The 17,521-nt window shown below is 53.7% G+C and carries 15 protein-coding genes; 11 read left to right on the top strand and 4 right to left on the bottom strand.

Annotation, left to right across the window (positions count from 1 at the left end):
- Positions 1–21: 21 nt before the first annotated feature.
- From ACQKPA_RS26185 to ACQKPA_RS26160, 6 genes are all read left to right on the top strand, one after another.
- Positions 22–1,833: a cache domain-containing sensor histidine kinase gene (locus ACQKPA_RS26185; RefSeq protein ID WP_427495409.1), complete on the top strand. Its 1,812-nt coding sequence runs from the start codon at positions 22–24 to the stop codon at positions 1,831–1,833.
- Positions 1,826–3,448 carry a response regulator transcription factor gene (locus tag ACQKPA_RS26180; RefSeq protein ID WP_427495408.1) on the top strand — a complete coding sequence of 541 codons (1,623 nt, stop codon included), beginning with the start codon at positions 1,826–1,828 and terminating at the stop codon, positions 3,446–3,448. Before ACQKPA_RS26185 ends, ACQKPA_RS26180 begins: the two co-directional genes overlap by 8 nt.
- A 58-nt stretch (positions 3,449–3,506) precedes the next feature.
- Positions 3,507–5,534 (top strand): hypothetical protein, encoded by a 2,028-nt coding sequence (locus tag ACQKPA_RS26175; protein WP_427495407.1) that lies wholly within the window; start codon positions 3,507–3,509, stop codon positions 5,532–5,534.
- A gap of 18 nt (positions 5,535–5,552) precedes the next feature.
- On the top strand, positions 5,553–6,689 hold the full coding sequence (locus ACQKPA_RS26170) for a glycoside hydrolase family 88 protein (RefSeq protein WP_427495406.1): 1,137 nt from the start codon (positions 5,553–5,555) through the stop codon (positions 6,687–6,689).
- Positions 6,686–6,859: a hypothetical protein gene (locus ACQKPA_RS26165; protein WP_427495405.1), complete on the top strand. Its 174-nt coding sequence runs from the start codon at positions 6,686–6,688 to the stop codon at positions 6,857–6,859. The genes ACQKPA_RS26170 and ACQKPA_RS26165 overlap by 4 nt, the downstream gene beginning before the upstream one ends.
- A gap of 144 nt (positions 6,860–7,003) precedes the next feature.
- On the top strand, positions 7,004–8,890 hold the full coding sequence (locus ACQKPA_RS26160) for a DUF2264 domain-containing protein (protein ID WP_427495404.1): 1,887 nt from the start codon (positions 7,004–7,006) through the stop codon (positions 8,888–8,890).
- 95 nt (positions 8,891–8,985) lie between these two features.
- Here the strand turns inward: ACQKPA_RS26160 and ACQKPA_RS26155 are convergent, their stop codons facing one another.
- The gene (locus ACQKPA_RS26155) at positions 8,986–10,077 is read right to left on the bottom strand and encodes an NADH:flavin oxidoreductase (protein ID WP_427495403.1); all 1,092 of its coding nucleotides are present in this window, start codon (positions 10,075–10,077) and stop codon (positions 8,986–8,988) included.
- A gap of 149 nt (positions 10,078–10,226) precedes the next feature.
- Here ACQKPA_RS26155 and ACQKPA_RS26150 point away from each other — a divergent pair, with 149 nt between their 5' ends.
- Together ACQKPA_RS26150 and ilvA are read left to right on the top strand one after the other, a co-directional pair.
- Positions 10,227–11,129, top strand: coding sequence for a LysR family transcriptional regulator (locus ACQKPA_RS26150; RefSeq protein WP_427495402.1), 903 nt, complete (start codon positions 10,227–10,229; stop codon positions 11,127–11,129).
- 147 nt (positions 11,130–11,276) lie between these two features.
- On the top strand, positions 11,277–12,545 hold the full coding sequence (ilvA, locus tag ACQKPA_RS26145; RefSeq protein ID WP_427495401.1) for a threonine ammonia-lyase IlvA: 1,269 nt from the start codon (positions 11,277–11,279) through the stop codon (positions 12,543–12,545).
- Between the two features lie 145 nt (positions 12,546–12,690).
- Here the strand turns inward: ilvA and ACQKPA_RS26140 are convergent, their stop codons facing one another.
- The 3 genes from ACQKPA_RS26140 to ACQKPA_RS26130 form a co-directional block, all read right to left on the bottom strand.
- A complete protein-coding gene (locus tag ACQKPA_RS26140; RefSeq protein ID WP_427495400.1) occupies positions 12,691–13,629 on the bottom strand; it encodes a hypothetical protein in 939 nt (312 codons plus the stop codon).
- 126 nt (positions 13,630–13,755) lie between these two features.
- Positions 13,756–14,418 (bottom strand): DUF1129 family protein, encoded by a 663-nt coding sequence (locus ACQKPA_RS26135; RefSeq protein WP_194541004.1) that lies wholly within the window; start codon positions 14,416–14,418, stop codon positions 13,756–13,758.
- A gap of 2 nt (positions 14,419–14,420) precedes the next feature.
- Positions 14,421–14,756, bottom strand: a complete 336-nt coding sequence (locus ACQKPA_RS26130; RefSeq protein WP_009592352.1) for a PadR family transcriptional regulator — start codon at positions 14,754–14,756, stop codon at positions 14,421–14,423.
- 285 nt (positions 14,757–15,041) lie between these two features.
- Here ACQKPA_RS26130 and ACQKPA_RS26125 point away from each other — a divergent pair, with 285 nt between their 5' ends.
- From ACQKPA_RS26125 to ACQKPA_RS26115, 3 genes are all read left to right on the top strand, one after another.
- Positions 15,042–15,296 carry a hypothetical protein gene (locus tag ACQKPA_RS26125; RefSeq protein WP_427495399.1) on the top strand — a complete coding sequence of 85 codons (255 nt, stop codon included), beginning with the start codon at positions 15,042–15,044 and terminating at the stop codon, positions 15,294–15,296.
- A 174-nt stretch (positions 15,297–15,470) separates the two neighbouring features.
- A complete protein-coding gene (locus ACQKPA_RS26120) occupies positions 15,471–16,298 on the top strand; it encodes an alpha/beta hydrolase (RefSeq protein WP_427495397.1) in 828 nt (275 codons plus the stop codon).
- A 77-nt stretch (positions 16,299–16,375) separates the two neighbouring features.
- Positions 16,376–17,152, top strand: a complete 777-nt coding sequence (locus tag ACQKPA_RS26115) for a DODA-type extradiol aromatic ring-opening family dioxygenase (protein ID WP_427495396.1) — start codon at positions 16,376–16,378, stop codon at positions 17,150–17,152.
- Positions 17,153–17,521 lie beyond the last annotated feature (369 nt).

The raw sequence follows: 17,521 nt of genomic DNA, 5'->3' as shown, positions 1-17,521 counted from the left end.
GCCATACCCGAGGTGGATCTTATGCCCGCACGACTCAAGAGCCTGATCCCGAGCTCCATCAGGCATAAGCTGATATTGGCTGCCATCACCTGCATCGTCGTTCCCGCCATAGTCAGCTTGATTCTGTATAATTCGTTAACGAAGGAAGCCTTGAGGCAGCAGGCGGTATCCAATGCAAGCGATGCCCTTCAGCTGGTCCGCGGATCGGTGACGAATCTGCTCTTAAGCAAAATCAATATCGCCAACTACATTCAGATGAATTCCGGGTTGAATTCTTACTTCAAGCAGGTGGTCTCCGGCAACGAAGACCCGGACCCTTACCGCAGATTCATGGACTCCAACCGGGTTTTGGAGCACCTTTTCAGCTTGACGGTCGTCGGCGAGAAAAGTTATGTGACCGTCATACTAGAGAACGGCTCCTATTACATGAATTATTCCGTAAGCGATTACAATCCGCTCGATTACAGGCAGCGGCCTTGGTTCAGCCAGATATCGGAGCTGCAAGGCTTGGAGTCTCTGTGGACAGGACCGGAGGCCACGCTGTTCCTCCCCGACCAGATCGATCATCCGACACAGCTATCGGTGGTGCGCACCCTCCGGCTGCCGGATTCCGAGATTTACGGCTACGTGATCGTGACGTTCATGGAGGATCAGATCAGCGGGATCTTCAACTCCCTTTCGGAAGGCAACGATATGGTGCTGCTGGATGCCAAGGGAACCATCGTTTCCGGCAGTCATCAGAACCAGATCGGAACGACCTTTGCTTATCTCGATGAGTTGGATCAAGATAAGCCGTATTCGATCGTACCGATGAAGGGGGAAAAACAACTGATGGTACACCAGGACATTCCGTTTGCCGGATGGAGATTGGTGCTGATGCAGCCGTACAAGGATGCGATCGTCAATATCAACTCGATTTTTAACCGGGTGTTCTGGTTTCAGATGTGCTTCTTTCTGATCTTCCTGCTGCTGCTCATTGCCCTTGTCCGCGCGTTTACGAAGCCGTTAGTCAAGCTCGGCAAGGTGGCAACCGCCGTGCAGCGCGGAAATCTGGAAGTAAGGTCGAATGTTCATGGCAATGATGAGGTTGGTCGGCTCGGTCATTTATTCGACGACATGCTGGACCGGTTCAAAGCCATGATTTCGGAAATATCCGAGAACCAGGCGAGAAAACGAAAAGCGGAGCTCCGAATGCTACAAGCCCAGATCCATCCCCATTTTCTGTTCAATGTTCTGAATTCGATCCGGATGAAGGTCATGAAACGGGGGGATCCCGAAAGCGCCAAGATGATCGGCTCCCTGTCCGTGCTGCTCCGCATGACGATCAGCCGCGAGGAGGACGAGATTGCGCTTCACGAAGAAATCGACCTGATCTCGCATTATGTGGCCCTGATGAACCTCCGGCAGAAGGAGGAGGTCAGGCTGGAGCTGGATATCGCGCCGGAGGCTTTCCTCTTTAAGGTGCCGCGCTTTTTCCTGCAGCCGATCGTGGAGAATGCGTTAATCCATGGGCTCAACCAGCAGGCAGGGATGATCCGGATTGCCGCCGTCATGAAGGGCAGGCACCTCGTGCTGGCGGTGAAGGACGACGGCATCGGCATGGATGAAGCTATCCGGGAGTCGATTGCCCGCAGAATCCAGGGCAGCTCCGCCGGGTCCTCGACGCAGGAAGAGGCAAGCGGAGGCAGCTTCTCCCATATCGGTCTTCAGAATGTGATGGAACGGATGAGGATGGTGTTCGGCGAGGCTTTCCAATGTCACGTCTACAGCGAGCCTGGCCAGGGAACGGTGATCGAGATGTTTATACCGGAAAGAGGGAAAACGGATGTATAACGTGATGCTGGTGGACGATGATTATCCCGTCATCGAGCTGTTGTCGGAGGCCATATCGTGGAATGAGCTGGGTTTGAATCTGATGGGAAGTTATGAGAACGGCTTGAGTGCCTGGGAGGATGCGAGGTATACGCCTCCGGACATCCTGATTACGGATATCGGCATGCCCAAAATGAACGGGCTCGAGCTGTCCGCACGCATCAAAGAAGTGAAGGCCGATGTGCGGATCGCCATTCTGTCCTGCCATAACGAATTCCAATATGCCCAGCAGGCTATGCGCCTGAACGTGCAGGATTATCTGCTGAAGGATACGCTCGACCCCGAGGAGCTGGCACAGCTGCTGAGGCGCTTCAAGCAGGCAATGGACGAGGAGGCACAGAAGGGCTGGGAACGGTCGCGGATGATCCATCTGGTGGACGAATCCAAGGAGCTGCGGAAGGAGCAGAGCCTCAAAAATTTCATACACCAGCCCCTGCTGTCACCCGAAAAATGGCGGCATGAGCTGTCGGAGTACGGGATATTGAAGCCGGGTTCTCACTGCCTTCCCGTCGTCGGGCATCTGGAGGATGTCCGGGATATCAAGCACCGCTTCGCCTCCAACCAGACGCTGCATTTTGCCCTGGGCAACGTGCTGCGGGAGGTGCTGGAGCAGCTGAATCCGAGTGCGGTCCATGTCATATATGATGCAAAGTCTTCGCTGCTCCTGTTCTCGTACCGACCCGGCTTGGGCAGCAACATTTACGATGATACCGCTGCCTGCCTGAAGGAGGTGCAGCGGACGCTCGAGCGCGTGCTGCGAATCCGCATGTCGTTCCTGATCGGCCGGGGGTGCGCGGAGCCGGAGGGCTTAAAGGCAGGGCTTAATGAACTGTTGGCCAGCCGGCAGCAACGATTCTATCTGGAGCCGCAGGAGATATCGAAACTGAACGGAGCGCTTGAACAGAAAAGTCTGCATGGGGATCCCGATCTCTTCGTTTATTATGACCGGGCCAGCTCGGAGCTGCGGGAATCGCTGCTCGGCAAAGAGGGCTTCGGCGCGGTGCGCGATACGGTCGATCGGTGGATCACATGGATTCAAGGCAAGCGGTACGCACCGGAATCGGTTAAGGACTGGGTGTTGAAGCTGCTGCTGGATCTGAAGCTGAGGCTTCATCTTCTGCATTCGCTGTCACCCGCTTATACAGCGGATGCGCTGCACAAAGAGATCATGGACATGGATTCCTTGAACGAGCTGAAATCCTGGCTTCACGATTATTTGGAATCCACCATGCAGGCTATGGATCGGGGATTCGGGGGCAGCAGAAGATCGGAAGTGGCGGAGGCCTGCAAATACGTGTCCCTTCGGCTTGATCAGAGAATCACGCTGGATGAAGTTGCGGGCTGTCTGCACCTGAATCCGAGCTATTTCAGCCGCATGTTCAAGAAAGAAACCGGGGTCACCTTCATCGAATACGTCACCCGGATGAAGATGGAGCGAGCCAAGGAGCTGCTCCGGCAGACGGACCGCACGGTCGGGGAAATCTGCGAAAGTCTGGCTTACGACAATGTGAGTTATTTCAGCAAGACATTCAAGGCTTATGCGGGGGTGACCCCTGTAGAGTTCCGGAACGGTTGAACGGGAGTTGAAACGGGCGTCTGAACGGGCGTCGAAATGGGGAGGAGGTTTTAGTCCGATGAACAGGATGCAGGAGCTGACAACGATTGCGAACGGGATGGCTCCCGCCGATCTGCGGATGTATTACCTAGGCGGGGACCAGAGGTCCTTCTGGGAAGGGATCCGCCGAAGCAAAGATTACGAGCAGGACATATCCGAGATTCGGGAGGAAGGGGAGCGGCTGCTGTCTGTCCCGAACCCGGCGCTGACGTATGACTTATTCACCCGGTTTGCCCGGCAGGGAACGAGGCTGGATTATGAGAAGGTGTATTTCGAGCGTAGGCGCCGGCTGAATACCTTTGCCCTGTTGACCCTTCTCGAGCCGGATAAGGAAGCGTACCGGATGGCTCTCCAGGAGATGATATGGTCCATCTGCGATGAGTATACCTGGTGTCTGCCGGCGCATCTGAACGCGGAATCGCCGGGCGGCATCAAAGGGACAATTGATCTGTTCAGCGCCGAGACCGGGTTTACCCTCAGCGAAATCCGCGTGCTGCTGCGGGACCATCTGCCTCCGCTGCTGATTTCAAGAATCGAGGAAGAGGTTGAAGCTCGATTGTTCACCCCTTTCCTAAGTCATGAGCACGGCTGGGAGACCGCCACGCATAATTGGTCTGCGGTCTGTGCCGGTTCCATCGGCTCCGCCGCGCTGCTGCTTATCGAAAGCGGGGAATCTCTTGCGAAGGTTCTGCTGAAGACGGAGCGGTGCATGGACTATTACCTGCAGGGTTTTGGCCCCGATGGGGCCTGTCTGGAAGGGCTGGGATATTGGAATTACGGGTTCGGGTATTTCGTGTATTATGCCGATTTGCTGCGCAAGCGCACCCGAGGCGAGATGGACTGGTTCCACGCGGAGAAGGTCGGCCGCATCGCCTCGTTTCAGCAAAAGGGCTTTTTGGGAGGAAAAGCCGTCGTCAACTTCTCCGATTCGCAGCCCGAAAGCACGGTACATATCGGCTTGTCTCATTATCTGGCCGGATTGTACGCAGACTTCGAGTCTCCGCCGCAGTCTCTCCGATCGGGATATCGCGATGATCATTGCAGCCGCTGGGCTCCGGCGCTGCGTAACCTGATCTGGCGGGACCCCTTGATGCAGGGAAGCGATTGGGAAGAGGCAAGTTATTACTTGCCCGATGCCCAGTGGCTCATCTCCCGCGGCTCATATGGAGGCGAAGTATATGCGTTTGCCGCCAAGGGCGGCAGCAATGCCGAGCCGCACAATCATAATGATCTCGGGCATTTTATTCTGTACGGCGCCGAGGAAGCCTGGTGCTCGGACCTCGGCTGCGGCGAGTACACAGCGGAGTATTTCGGCGAAGGACGGTATGGCTATGATTGTAACGGTTCCCAAGGCCACTCCGTGCCGATCATCGACGGCCATTTCCAGCAAGAGGGCCCGGATAGCGCCGCGGTTATATTGGAAGCGGTGACGGGCGAAGCCGTGGATCGGCTTGCGCTTGAGCTGACCTCGGCCTACCGTGTTCCGGCGCTTCAGTCATTCACGAGGACGCTGGAATGGAACAAGGAGGGGCTTCGGCCCGAACTGACGCTGAGCGACCGCTTCATGTTCGATTCGCCCCCAGGCAGCTTGGTGGAGCGGATCGTTACCAGGATACGGCCCGAGCTGGTACTGATCGATGGCCGCTGGGTTGTTGCGTTAAGGGGAGCGGGAGCCCCAAAGCAAGGAGTTATCCCGGATGGGAAAAAGACGGAGGAACTGACTATCGCAGCAAAAGAATGGGCCCTTAAGCAGCAACTGGTACAGGACCGAGAAGGCAATCGGGAGGGGCAACTGGCACAGGGCCGAGGAGGGACCCGGGAGCATTCGGCAGTTCGAGATATGCAACCCATTCGGGAGCGGGTTCTTTCCATGGACGACAGGCCCGGTCTACTGATCCACTATGACAGCGGGATTGTCGAGCCTGAGCTGACAAGGCATACCTTCCAAGATCACTTTGGCAAGGAAGCGGTTTGGTATGCCGTGGATTTCAAAGTGAAGGCACCTGGCTTGCATGCAATTATCGATTTCAGATTTCAATTCATATGAACAGAGGAGTGGAGAAGTATGAAAACAGAGATCGCTTTGGATTGGCTGACGGAGGCCTGGGAGAAATCGCTTGTGAAGACGCAGCGGAATGTAGCGCGGATTGGAGCGGGATTCCCGCATGCCAGCCAGAATGGAGTCTATCAGTTGGAGCCGCCGCATTGGTGGACGGCTGGTTTCTGGCCTGGGATGCTTTGGCTTCTGTACAATGACAGCGGCCTAGCGGTGCTTAGAACCACCGCGGAGCAGTGCGAGCTCATTCTGGATGAGGTGCTGAACGAATACGTGCGACTGGACCATGATCTCGGCTTCATGTGGACGCTGACGAGCATGGCTTCCTACAAGCTGACCGGGAGCGAAGAGTCCAAGGTTCGGGCACTGAAGGCAGCCAATTACCTTGCGGCACGCTTTAACCTGAAGGGCCAATATATTCGAGCCTGGAATCCGTGGTTCGAAGGGGAGGACAATGCAGGGCTCGCCATCATCGATTGCGCCATGAATACGCCCCTGTTGTTCCTGGCATCCGAGATTAGCGGCGATCCCCGCTATCGGCATATTGCCGAAGCGCATATGGATACTGTGGTCCGGGACTTTGTCCGGCCGGATGGTTCCGTATATCATATCGTCCGATATGATCCGGTTACCGGTGAACGTGTCGGAGGTATAGGAGGGCAGGGCTTTGCGCCGGAATCCGCTTGGTCCAGAGGAACGGCGTGGGCGATTTACGGCTTGACGCTTGCCTATCATCATACGGGCAAATCGATATACCTCGACACAGCCAAAACAGTTGCGCATTTCTTCCTGGCGAACCTGCCGGAAGACCATGTGCCGTTCTGGGATTTCCGAGCGCCGGATGAGGCTCGGATCTACCGCGATTCGTCCGCCGGAGCCTGTGCCGCCAGCGGGCTGCTGCTGCTGGCCGACAAGGTGGAACCGGGACAGGCGGCCGTATACCGAACATCAGCTGTCCGGATTCTGGAGTCGCTGTACCGTAATTACGGCACGTGGAACAACGATGGGGAGGAAGGCTTGATTCTCCACGGAACCAGTCATTATCCGGAGGGCAAGAATATCGACGTGCCCCTGATTTACGGCGATTTTTTCTTTGTGGAAGGACTGGCGCGTCTGAGAGGGAAGGGGCCGTTTTACTGGGAATGATCGAGATTGAAGCGAACGAATCGGGTACAAGAACAAGAACAAGAACAAGAACAGAAACAAGAACAGAAACAAGAACAGAAACAAGAACAGAAACAAGAACAGAAACAGACTTAGGAACAAGAAAAAGCAAAGGAAGAGCAGACGTACAGAAAGAGGATAAAAGGAATTAAAAGAATGGAGAAATGGATAGTGATCTAGATTCTCAGGAAGAGAATAAGAGAAGCAGGCGCTCGGAAATAGAATATTAGAAGTAACGCAAGGTAAGAGGATAGAAGTGTAAATGAAGCATTCCGGAAATGGAGTGAGAATAAAAGATGAGCTTACAGGCTACTGAGAATCTGGGGAACGGCTTGATCCATCCGGTTGCCCGGAATCCGCTACGTACAAGAGAGGATGTGCAGGAAGCACTCACCCAACTGCTCGAGCCTCTGAATCAATATTACAGCGAGGGACGCGCACGATTAATCCTCGACCGTTGGGGCGCAGACGCCTATGCCGATATTGCGGAGATGGAGGGCTTCTCGCGCGTGCTGTGGGGACTTGTGCCCGCTGTTGCCGGCGGCTCCCATGACGAACTGTGGGAGCTGTGCCTGCAAGGAATACGCTCAGGGACGGATCCGGAACATGCGGAATATTGGGGTAAGGTGAACGATTATGATCAACGGCTGGTGGAGATGGCGGTGTTCGGATTGGCCTTTGCCCTGATTCCGGATCGCATCTGGCTGCCGCTGAGCGAGAAGGAGAAGGCCAACCTCTATCAGTGGCTCGATCAGATCAACCATCATCCTTGCTATGATTGCAATTGGCTGTTTTTCCATGTATTTGTCAATGTCGGCTTCCGCAAAGCGGGATTGCCTTACGATGCCGGGCAGCTGGAGAACAATCTCCAACGAATAGAGGAGTTCTATCTGGATGCAGGCTGGTACAGCGACGGAATCGGGGGGCACAGCGATTACTACGTGCCATATGCTTTTCATTTCTACGGCCTGATCTATGCGCAGCTGATGGGAGAGGAGGACCCCGAACGCGCCGGGCGTTACAGGGAGCGGGCGGCGTTGTTTGCGCGAGATTTCGTCCACTGGTTTGCCCCCGACGGGGCGGCTGTTCCTTACGGGCGCAGCTTGACGTACCGCTTCGCCCAGTCCGCCTTCTGGTCGGCTGCGGCTTATGCCGGGCTGGAAGGATTTAGTCCGGGCCAGCTGAAGGGGCTGGTCCTGCGAAATCTCAGATGGTGGTTTCGGCAGCCTATTTTTGACCGGGACGGCGTGCTAACGGTGGGGTACGCTTATCCGAACCGAATCATGTCGGAGAACTATAACGCGGCCGGCTCCGTGTACTGGTCGTTAAAGACGTTTCTGATCCTGGCTTTGCCGGAGGAGCATCCATTCTGGACGGCCGAGGAGCAGGAGCTGGCGGAGACAGGACGTATTTCGGTCCAGGAGCCTGCACATCTGGTGCTTTGCCGTGACGAGAAGACCGGTCATGTGGCCGCCTTCAACACAGGCCATCCGTCTACGAACGAGCATACGCATACTTCTGCCAAGTACGAGAAGTTTGTATACTCTACCGCCTTTGCGTTCAGCGTCCCGAGAGCGGAATGGGGACTGGCCCAAGGGGCTTTTGATTCCATGCTGGCGCTTAGCGAAGGCGACCAACTGTACCGGGTCAAGCGCTTGTGCGAGGAGACGGGGATTCAGGAGCATGTGCTTTATGCAAAATGGAAGCCGTGGAGAGACGTGGAGGTACAGACTTGGACAGCGGCAGGGCTGCCATGGCATATTCGCATTCACCGGATCAGTACGGGCAGGATGCTCGATGCTGCAGAAGGCGGGTTTGCTTTAGGCTTAGGATCTCTGGACAGCTCCCAGGCGGGAGAAGGGGCAGCATCGGCTTCCGGAACCTTGGGCACGAGTGCCATCTATGGCATGCTCGGTTACGATACGGCAGAGCTCATCTATCCCCATGCCAATACCAATCTCCTGCGTCCCCGAACCGTCATTCCTACGTTGAGGGCGGCGCTCGAACCCGGAACCCATTGGCTCATAGCGGCCGTGCATGGCAGCCCCAGCGCTCCCGGCACTCCCGCCATTGAGGAGCCTTCCATAGAAGCCGTGAAAAAGGGACTGGGCGTAGAGATAGGCGAGCGTGAGATTAGAATAACGACGCAGACAGGGAAAGTCATCGTGATTCCGATGGACTAACGGGCATGCCTCATTCGTAAGTTGGAGGCGGATTCGTCTCCGTATCAATAAAACCACGAAAGCCGGGGGATTGATAACCCCGGCTTTCGTGCGCTTCATATAAGTACCTCATCCTCCCTGATCGTGGCGATGGGCTGCAGAAATTGATGATCAAAGGGCCGGAGCTCTGTCCCTGTCCGAGCTTTATTCACCCAATCCGGGTTGACCAAGGCGCTGGTGCCGATCGCAACGAAATGCGCATGGCCAGAAGCCAAGATTCGTTCTGCGACAGCCGGCTCGCCGAGTTTGCCGTTCGCGATGACGGGAACGCCGCCGTATGTTGCGGCTAGCTCGGCTAAGGTGGTCTCGCCTTCAGCGAAAGCGGGGGCGTATGCTTTGTACTCCGTCGTGTGAATGTAAGACGGTGAGGCCCCGCTCAATTGACCGAATATGATCTTAGCATCCTCAACTCCCTGAGCCCATTTATGATGAAAATCGTTCACCTTGCCCTGGGAAATCCGCACGCCCACGATATAATCCGTGCCAACGGCTGCCCGAATGGCTTCCAACACTTCAACGACAATTCGAATCCGATTTTCCGTGGACCCGCCGTATTCATCCGTTCTGCGGTTGGTGTAATCGGTTATGAATTGATCGAGCAGATAGCCGTTTGCCGCATGGATTTCAACCCCGTCGAATCCAACGGCCTTGGCGCGGAGTGCCGCTTGCGCAAAATCCTGGATCGTTTGTTTAATCTGAGGCTGCGTTAACTCCCGAGGGGTGGCGAATTCTCCGCTTCCTCCATGATCCTCAAGCATGGCGCCCACCGACTTCACTGCAGAAGGCGCGACCGGGACGAATCGCTCATGCTGAACAAGGCCCCCGGCGTGCATCAGCTGCGCGATGATTTTACTCCCCTCCCGATGAACAGCTTCGATGACAGGCTTCCAGGACGCGGCCTGCTGGTCATTGGCCATGCTGGGCTGGTTGAGATAGCTTTGGCTCTGTACGTCATCCGGATAAAGGCCTTCCGTAATGATCAGACCGAACCCGCCCTTTGCGAATCTCTGATAGTATCGGACCATTCGGTCGTTAGCCAGGCCATTCGGCTCCGCGCTCGTTCTACTCATGGGGGAGAGTACGGCCCGATTGGGCAGTTTCAAGGCTCCTAATGAAGCTTCGGTTAGCAGTTTGGGATATATATGCATGGTTGTTTCCTCCTCATTGGTTGATCAGTCTTATGGCGACCGTCGCTTGTTAGTGGGTATGATCTGATTGTATTTCGCACGGTCTATACTGTAAAATGATAGAAATTAATAGTTATATCAATAAAAATGATACCAAGAAGGTGAGCTGGATGGACTTAACGGATTTGAGGATGATCGTCGTCATTGTGGAGGAAGGCAGCGTATCCGGTGCAGCCGAGAAGATGGGGTATGTGCAATCCAACGTGACGGCGCGCATACGCAAGCTGGAATCCGAGCTGGGTCTTCCTTTGTTCGATAGGCATCCCAGAGGAGTTTCGCCCACGGAGAGGGGGCTCGTTCTCTATCGATATGCCAAGGAGATTCTAGATATGGCTGAGGAAGCCCTTGCCGCCGTGAAAGAGCCGCCCTATCCAAGCGGTCCGCTTGTGATCGGTGTCGTGGAGACGATGGCGACATCGCCATCCTTCATCCAGGCCTTGTCCGATTTTCAACGAACCTATCCGGAGGTCGCGTTATCTCTCGTTAGCGGAACATCTCCACAGCATCATGAAGGCATGCTCAGCCGAAGATTGGACGGTGCGTTCATTACCGGTGATTATGATATGTCGCGGCTTGTGAGCGAGCTGGAAATCCGGGAGGAGGTGTCGCTGCTTGCTTCGTCGGAGGAATCCGAAGAAGAGGGGGCATTCAAGGAATTCGGACTAACAGGTGCTTCTTGGATCGTATTTCCCAAGGGATGTCCGTTCCGGAAGTCTAACGAAGAATGGCTTAGCAGCGAAGGGATCGCCGCAGCGAACATGATCGAAATCAGTACTTTGGAATCGATGCTCAGCTGCGTACGGGCCAAACTGGGCTGCGCGCTTCTGCCGGCATCGGCGATTCCTTGGTCCGATCCAGGATTAAGGGCCTATCCCGTACCGGAAGAGTATCGCAGCGCCACGACCCGGCTGCTCCGTCGAAATGAATCATTTCGCAGCAAGGCGTTTGCCGCTTTCGCGGAATGCGTCAGAGAAGCTGGCGGTCTGAATTCGACTGGAATTCAGGCCTCCTGATCTTGAAAACATCGCCAGTTTCCGAAAGCTTGCCAGAAAAGGGCGGGATATTTTCATGAAAAGTGATACAATGATAGAAATACGTATATGAGGGTAGCGGAAGGATTAACGTTTACCTGGCAGCGAAGTGGGAGTGTGATCGAGAGAATGGAAGAGACGTATACGGCCAAACGGGCAGTCAGCATGGAGGACATCGTACGCGCACACCACGTGCTTCGTGAAGTGATCGTGCGGACGCCACTGCAGCGCGACGCTGTGCTGTCAGCTAAGTATGACTGCGAAGTGTATTTGAAGCGCGAGGACTTGCAGGTGGTTCGCTCCTTCAAGATCCGCGGTGCTTACAATATGATTCGCAGCTTGTCGGACGAGGAACGTGGTAACGGGATCGTGTGCGCCAGTGCTGGAAACCATGCGCAAGGGGTGGCTTTCTCCTGTAATGCGCTGAATATTAGAGGCAAGATTTATATGCCGAGTACAACCCCGAATCAGAAGGTGAAGCAGGTGAAGCGTTTTGGCGGGGGCAGTGTCGAGGTCATTTTGACAGGCGATACCTTCGACGATGCTTATGCTGAAGCGATCAAGGCTTGTGATGAGCATGGCATGACCTTTATTCACCCGTTCGATGAAGCGAAGATCATTGCGGGCAACGGCACGATCGGGATGGAGGTTATGGAGGAGCTGGACTCGCCGGCCGATTATATGTTTGTCACCATTGGCGGCGGCGGTCTTGCCGCAGGCGTGGCAACATATGTCAAAACCGTCAGCCCAACGACGCAAGTCATTGGCGTTGAACCGCTCGGCGCAGCGTCCATGATCGAGGCCAAGAAGCAGGGTGAGGTGGTCACCATGCACGAGATCGACAAATTCGTGGATGGCGCCGCCGTGAAGCGTGTCGGGCAGCTGACGTATGATATCTGCTGTGAGCTTGTTGATGACATCGTGACGGTACCGGAAGGCAAAGCCTGCACCACCATCCTGGAGCTGTATAACGAAAATGCAATCGTTGTAGAGCCTGCCGGGTCGCTGGCCGTGGCGGCGCTGGATATGAACCGGGACCGGATTCGCGGAAAAACGGTCGTATGCATCATCAGCGGCGGCAATAACGATATCGACCGGATGCAGGAAATCAAGGAACGCTCCCTGATTTATGAAGGACTGAAGCATTACTTCATGATCAACTTCCCGCAGCGTGCGGGCGCGCTCCGCGAGTTTCTGGAAGAAGTGCTGGGTCCCGACGACGATATCGCGCGCTTCGAATACACGAAGAAGCATAACAAGGAAGACGGGCCTGCTCTGGTGGGCATCGAGCTGTTAAGGCCCGAGGATTACGGACCGCTGGTAGAGCGGATGCAGCGCAAGGGGTTGGATTACACAGAGCTGAACAAGAACATGAACCTGTTCAATCTGCTGATTTAAGAGGTACACAGGCCACGATAAATAGGCACAGACCACGTATAAAAGCCGGATTCTCCTACAAAACGGGAACCCGGCTTTTTTTCATAGCAATTCATTAGGTTATCGATCTTGTTTAACGTTGGGGAATGGTCTGTGGTTTGTTCGTCTAGTCGAGCGGAACCGCCTTCGCACGGTACTGCTCCACTTCCTGGGTTAACTTGTCCTTGTTGCTCTCAAGCACTTCAGACCAGGATTTCAGCTTTTTCAGGAGAGCACTTTTGGAGACGGCGTCGCTGTCCTTGAAAACGCTATCGAAGGCTTGTCGCACTTCCGGATCAAGTAGATTGTCCTCGTATTTGAATAGCGGCGTATTGTTATAACCGTAGAATAAGCTTAGCTCCGTAAAACGAAGCTTCAGCTTCACGTCCGCAGTCCGATTGGATTTGGGATAAGCGCTGATAAAGGCCTCTTGCGTAAGTCCCCGATCAATGACCTCGCTCCATGGGATTACCAAAGCGGCATCACTGACGGCAGGCTTCTCGGATTCAACGACCATGATGTCGATATAGGCCTGAATATCCTTGTTGATATAAGGCTTGTATGGCTTCAGCGTGGTATAGTCGATAATCGGGAAGACCACGCCCTCGGTTGTATGCAGCCTGTAGCCGCTGTCGCGCAGGTTGATGAGCACCTTTCGGAGCGTTTCATCCTTGGTTTTGTTAATGGTGGTGTTAATCGGCTCCCCGTATTTGTACAGGTTCATCAGTTTATCCTGAATGCCGATTTCATACACCTTGTCGGTTTTTGCCGGGAGCGCATCATTCATCGCGTTCTCCAGCTTAAGCACCAACATGGTCGCCTGATACGAGGTTACGCTGCGGATATGCTTGGTGATGTAAGCCTTCGCATAAGCCACGTCAGTTTCCTTCAGAAGTTTACTGGCTTTGTTGTACACCGCATTGCCGAAGGCGGTAGCTTTGCTTGAAACTGCGGTTGAACCAGCTTGGGATACGGATGCAGGTGCTGCGTTAGCGATGACGCCGGTCTGGATCGATAGAATAAGTGCAAGGATGGCAGCAATCGCGGATTTTTTGGATTTTGACATATATATTCCTCCCTTACCACACATTACCCTTATCCTATCATCTTCTATAGAACATTAGTTTACAATGTACGAAAAAATATTAAAGATTTTGTTATGCGCAAGCCGCGAATTCATGACAAGTTTGTATTATTTGCTCGAAAAAAGAAGCTTCGTCCCGGCGATTCCGACCAGGAATATAACGAGACTGATCCATGGCGCTATGGTCAGAACCGGCAGCAGCCGCCCCAGCCACACACCGGCAACAAGAATCAATACGGTGATGGCGACATAAATCCCCATATTGCGGACATTAATCTTGCGCTTGTCCTCCTCCGGCTTGAAGGTGTCGCTCTTCATCGATCTTAACAATGCGTGGATCAGCACATAGGAACCGCCTGCTATGAGAATCAGGGTAGAAATACGGACCTGCGTCATGCGTTCAACCGGTCCCCCGGCCCACATTGTGATGAACCCGACCAGCGCTTGGACGAAGAAAAACCAGGTTAAAGCAATCCACGGGATCATGAGATGATATTGGAGACTGCTGAGGCCTTTCATTTTGGGCAGCTGTTCTACCAGCTCTTTGCAGTAGGATTCAGGATCGCTTCCGAATACATCCTCGGCGCTTTTGCCTTTGGCTTGGGCGTCCAGCAGATGCTGAGCGATTTCGAGCAGCAGCTCCTCGCCTTTTTGCTCCTGCACTGAGCTGCTGCGGATATAAACCACCATGTCTTGGTAATAGCTCAGGTTGTTTGGCTTCATGGCATCCTGGAGTCGGTTGTTCTCTTTGATCATCTGTTTGGTATTCATCTTTACTGTCCTCCGCGGGTTAAAATGTGGTCCACACTATCTTTAAGCGTTCCCCAATGTTCCTTGAATTGTTGAAGAACCTGTCGGCCTTTATCGGTCAAATTGTAGTATTTGCGGGGTGGCCCCCCGGCACCGGGCGCAGGCCGAAGTGTCCCTTCGATTAACTGCTCTTTCTGCATGCGAAGCAGCAGGGGATAAATGCTGCCTTCGCTCACAAACGTTAGCCCGCTGTCTTCCAGCAGCGTGCTAAGCTCATAACCGTATACCTCCCGATGTTCCATGAGCGAGAGAATGCAGCCTTCGAGAATGCCTTTTAGCATCTGACTTTGGGTGGTCATGAATGGGATTATCCTCCTTTAAGTATATTGCTATGCAAGGTAGTTGGTCGTATGGAGGCTAGGCTGCCAATTGAAAATGATAAATGACGAGTGACAAACTGTCGACTACCTTGTTATGCAATATATCATACCAACAACATACTTGCAATGCAAGGTAGCTTGAAAATTCCATGTCGTATTCGTGAACTAGGTATAATTCCGTCGTTCCTATTTCACAATAATAAGCATTCTGAATCTATAGACGACACCCTAATCACTTTAGGGATAAGAAGGAGGAGTTCTCAGGTGAGTGCTAACTTTTTTGACGATGAATTGCATGGGGGAGACGCTGTGCCGGCCAATGGGCAAGAGGTTGTTGCAGGCAGCAGTACAGCGGATGGGATATTTGGCCAGCCTGAAGGGGGATACGCCTCCAAGGGTGATGAAACAGATCTGTCTGCATCAAGCTTATGGGAGAACGACCCCGTCGGGAAGACCTGGATGAACGATTGGAGCGGGCGCGAAGAGACCCATGCTATGTTTCGCCAGAGCTATGAGTAAGGCTGAGAGTGCGGCGCGAAAGCTGGAAGGAACAATTAATTCAGGCTTGAAGAAATCTGCCATGCGTTGACAATCCATAATCACGATGCTAAGATAAGTTTAATTAATTCATATTAAACTTATCGGAATTATTAATATTATGATTACGGCGTGTTATCGCAAGGAGGAATCGGCATGGAGCGGCAAATTACAATCCGGCATAATCAAGAGGAACTTACGGCAACTATCCATTACCCGATGAAGGAAGCGGCCCAAGGCGGCCGGTGTAATCGGATCCCGCTGGTCATTATTTGCCACGGCTTCGTTGGAAGCCGGATCGGCGTGGACCGGCTGTTTGTCAAAACGGCACGTGCGTTTGCCGAAGACGGGTACATGGTGATCCGGTTCGACTACATCGGATGCGGGGAGAGCTCGGGCAATTATGGCAGCGAAGGCCTCGATTCGATGATTGCCCAGACGCGTTCCGTCCTCGATTATGGACTCAGCTGCACCGATGTCGATCCGACGCGCATCACACTCATCGGACATAGCTTGGGCGGCGCTGTCGCCCTGCAAACCGCCGTTCGGGATCGGCGAGTGAAGAATCTGATCCTGTGGTCTGCGGTAGGATATCCGTTCAACGATATCGTCAAAATCACCGGTCGCGATGTATACGACACATCTGTCAAGTCGGGATCCGCTGATTATTTGGGATACTCGTTTACCCCGGTCTTTTTCGATTCGCTGGCACAGGGTCAGCCTTTCCAGGAAGCGATCAAGTTTACCGGCAATGTGCTGGTGATACATGGTACCTCGGATGAAGTTATTCCGGTAGACTACGCCTTTTTGTATCAAAAAGTGTTCTGGATGCGTCAGGAAGGCCGCTGCGATAAGGAGATTATCTTCCAGGCCGATCACACGTATTCCGCCGGACCACAGCGCGAGCTGCTGCTTCAGCGAACACGGGATTGGTTGAACGAGCAGGAGAACATTCAGCAGGAGTGGCAGCACTGGATGATTTAAGGGAGTTATTTGGCATAATGGGCGATTTAACGGTACAATAGAGTTGTCCCTTGATTTTGAAGCTGGAGGTGGCATCGATGACGTTACCTGCTTTATTTATTGCCCATGGTTCGCCGATGATGGCCCTGGAGGACAACGAGTACACCCGCTTCCTTGAGCAGTTGGGGCGGGAGCTGCCTACACCTAAGGGCATAGCTGTATTTTCTGCCCATTGGGACGATCCGGATCAGCGGCTGACCGAAGATGCCGAGCATGGCACGATGCATGATTTTTACGGATTTCCGGAGGAAATGTACAAGATCACATATCCTGCCCCAGGCAGCGCAGAGCTAGCAACTCAGATTCGTCAGCGTTTTGAGGCTAACAATCTGCATGCCAAAGCCGTGACCGGCCGCGGACTGGACCATGGGGTATGGGTCATTCTGCGCAAAATGTACCCCGATGCGAATATTCCCGTGGTGGCCTTGTCCGTGGACTCCAAGCGCTCGCCACACGAACAATATTCTATCGGTACGATGCTGTCCGATTTGCGTGAAGAAGGCATCCTGATTATCGGGAGCGGCGGTTTGGTGCACAATCTGCGGATGGTGCACGAGAGCGATGTGCCTGATGAATGGGCCGCTGCATTCGATGAATGGATCGCGGAGCAGCTGACGGAATGGAATCTGAATAATCTGTTTGCGTTTGACAAAAAAGCGCCTCATGCCAGTGATGCTGTTCCTTCCTATGGACGGGAGCATTTTGTCCCTTTGTTCTATGCAATGGGTGCTGCCGACAACGGCCGCAAGGCTAAGCGATTGTTTCAATCTTACCAATATGGCAGTTTGAGTCTGAACTGCTGGTCATTCGAATAATGAGATGCCGAGCTTGGATTACAAGCTCGGCTTTTGTTGTGTTTGGGGGATGGTGTTGGGGATTTATGATGGCAGCGAGTCGGGGAAGATATCTGTGGGAAGAAGCAGGAAATAGTGGGGGATGTTATAGAGTAACCCGTGCACTTGGTCAGTCCGTCGGTCGGCCAGGTAGTATCGGACCTCAGATCCGTTATTTTCGCAATACGCTCGCTTTTGATGGGGTTATCGGACACACGATCCGTTAAGTAGTGGATAATCGGCAAAAAGAGGACCTCATATGGTGAATAACGGATCTCTGGTCCGTTCGTGTTAAAGAAAGGGTACTTGTGGTCAAAATAAGGTCCGCTGAGTCCGCTGAAATTGTAAGTG

Source organism: Paenibacillus sp. NPDC093718, from assembly GCF_050279985.1.
GTDB lineage: Bacteria > Bacillota > Bacilli > Paenibacillales > Paenibacillaceae > Paenibacillus_AQ.
Note: the sequence above shows the minus strand (reverse complement) of the source record. Positions and strands in the feature narration are given on the sequence as shown.

What these genes read in the sequence shown, in the direction of transcription:
- ACQKPA_RS26185 (WP_427495409.1), top strand. Translation starts at nt 22, where the DNA reads ATGCCCGCACGACTCAAGAGCCTGATCCCGAGCTCCATCAGGCATAAG.
- ACQKPA_RS26180 (WP_427495408.1), top strand. Translation starts at nt 1,826, where the DNA reads ATGTATAACGTGATGCTGGTGGACGATGATTATCCCGTCATCGAGCTG.
- ACQKPA_RS26175 (WP_427495407.1), top strand. Translation starts at nt 3,507, where the DNA reads ATGAACAGGATGCAGGAGCTGACAACGATTGCGAACGGGATGGCTCCC.
- ACQKPA_RS26170 (WP_427495406.1), top strand. Translation starts at nt 5,553, where the DNA reads ATGAAAACAGAGATCGCTTTGGATTGGCTGACGGAGGCCTGGGAGAAA.
- ACQKPA_RS26165 (WP_427495405.1), top strand. Translation starts at nt 6,686, where the DNA reads ATGATCGAGATTGAAGCGAACGAATCGGGTACAAGAACAAGAACAAGA.
- ACQKPA_RS26160 (WP_427495404.1), top strand. Translation starts at nt 7,004, where the DNA reads ATGAGCTTACAGGCTACTGAGAATCTGGGGAACGGCTTGATCCATCCG.
- ACQKPA_RS26155 (WP_427495403.1), bottom strand. Translation starts at nt 10,077, where the DNA reads ATGCATATATATCCCAAACTGCTAACCGAAGCTTCATTAGGAGCCTTG.
- ACQKPA_RS26150 (WP_427495402.1), top strand. Translation starts at nt 10,227, where the DNA reads ATGGACTTAACGGATTTGAGGATGATCGTCGTCATTGTGGAGGAAGGC.
- ilvA (WP_427495401.1), top strand. Translation starts at nt 11,277, where the DNA reads ATGGAAGAGACGTATACGGCCAAACGGGCAGTCAGCATGGAGGACATC.
- ACQKPA_RS26140 (WP_427495400.1), bottom strand. Translation starts at nt 13,629, where the DNA reads ATGTCAAAATCCAAAAAATCCGCGATTGCTGCCATCCTTGCACTTATT.
- ACQKPA_RS26135 (WP_194541004.1), bottom strand. Translation starts at nt 14,418, where the DNA reads ATGAATACCAAACAGATGATCAAAGAGAACAACCGACTCCAGGATGCC.
- ACQKPA_RS26130 (WP_009592352.1), bottom strand. Translation starts at nt 14,756, where the DNA reads ATGACCACCCAAAGTCAGATGCTAAAAGGCATTCTCGAAGGCTGCATT.
- ACQKPA_RS26120 (WP_427495397.1), top strand. Translation starts at nt 15,471, where the DNA reads ATGGAGCGGCAAATTACAATCCGGCATAATCAAGAGGAACTTACGGCA.
- ACQKPA_RS26115 (WP_427495396.1), top strand. Translation starts at nt 16,376, where the DNA reads ATGACGTTACCTGCTTTATTTATTGCCCATGGTTCGCCGATGATGGCC.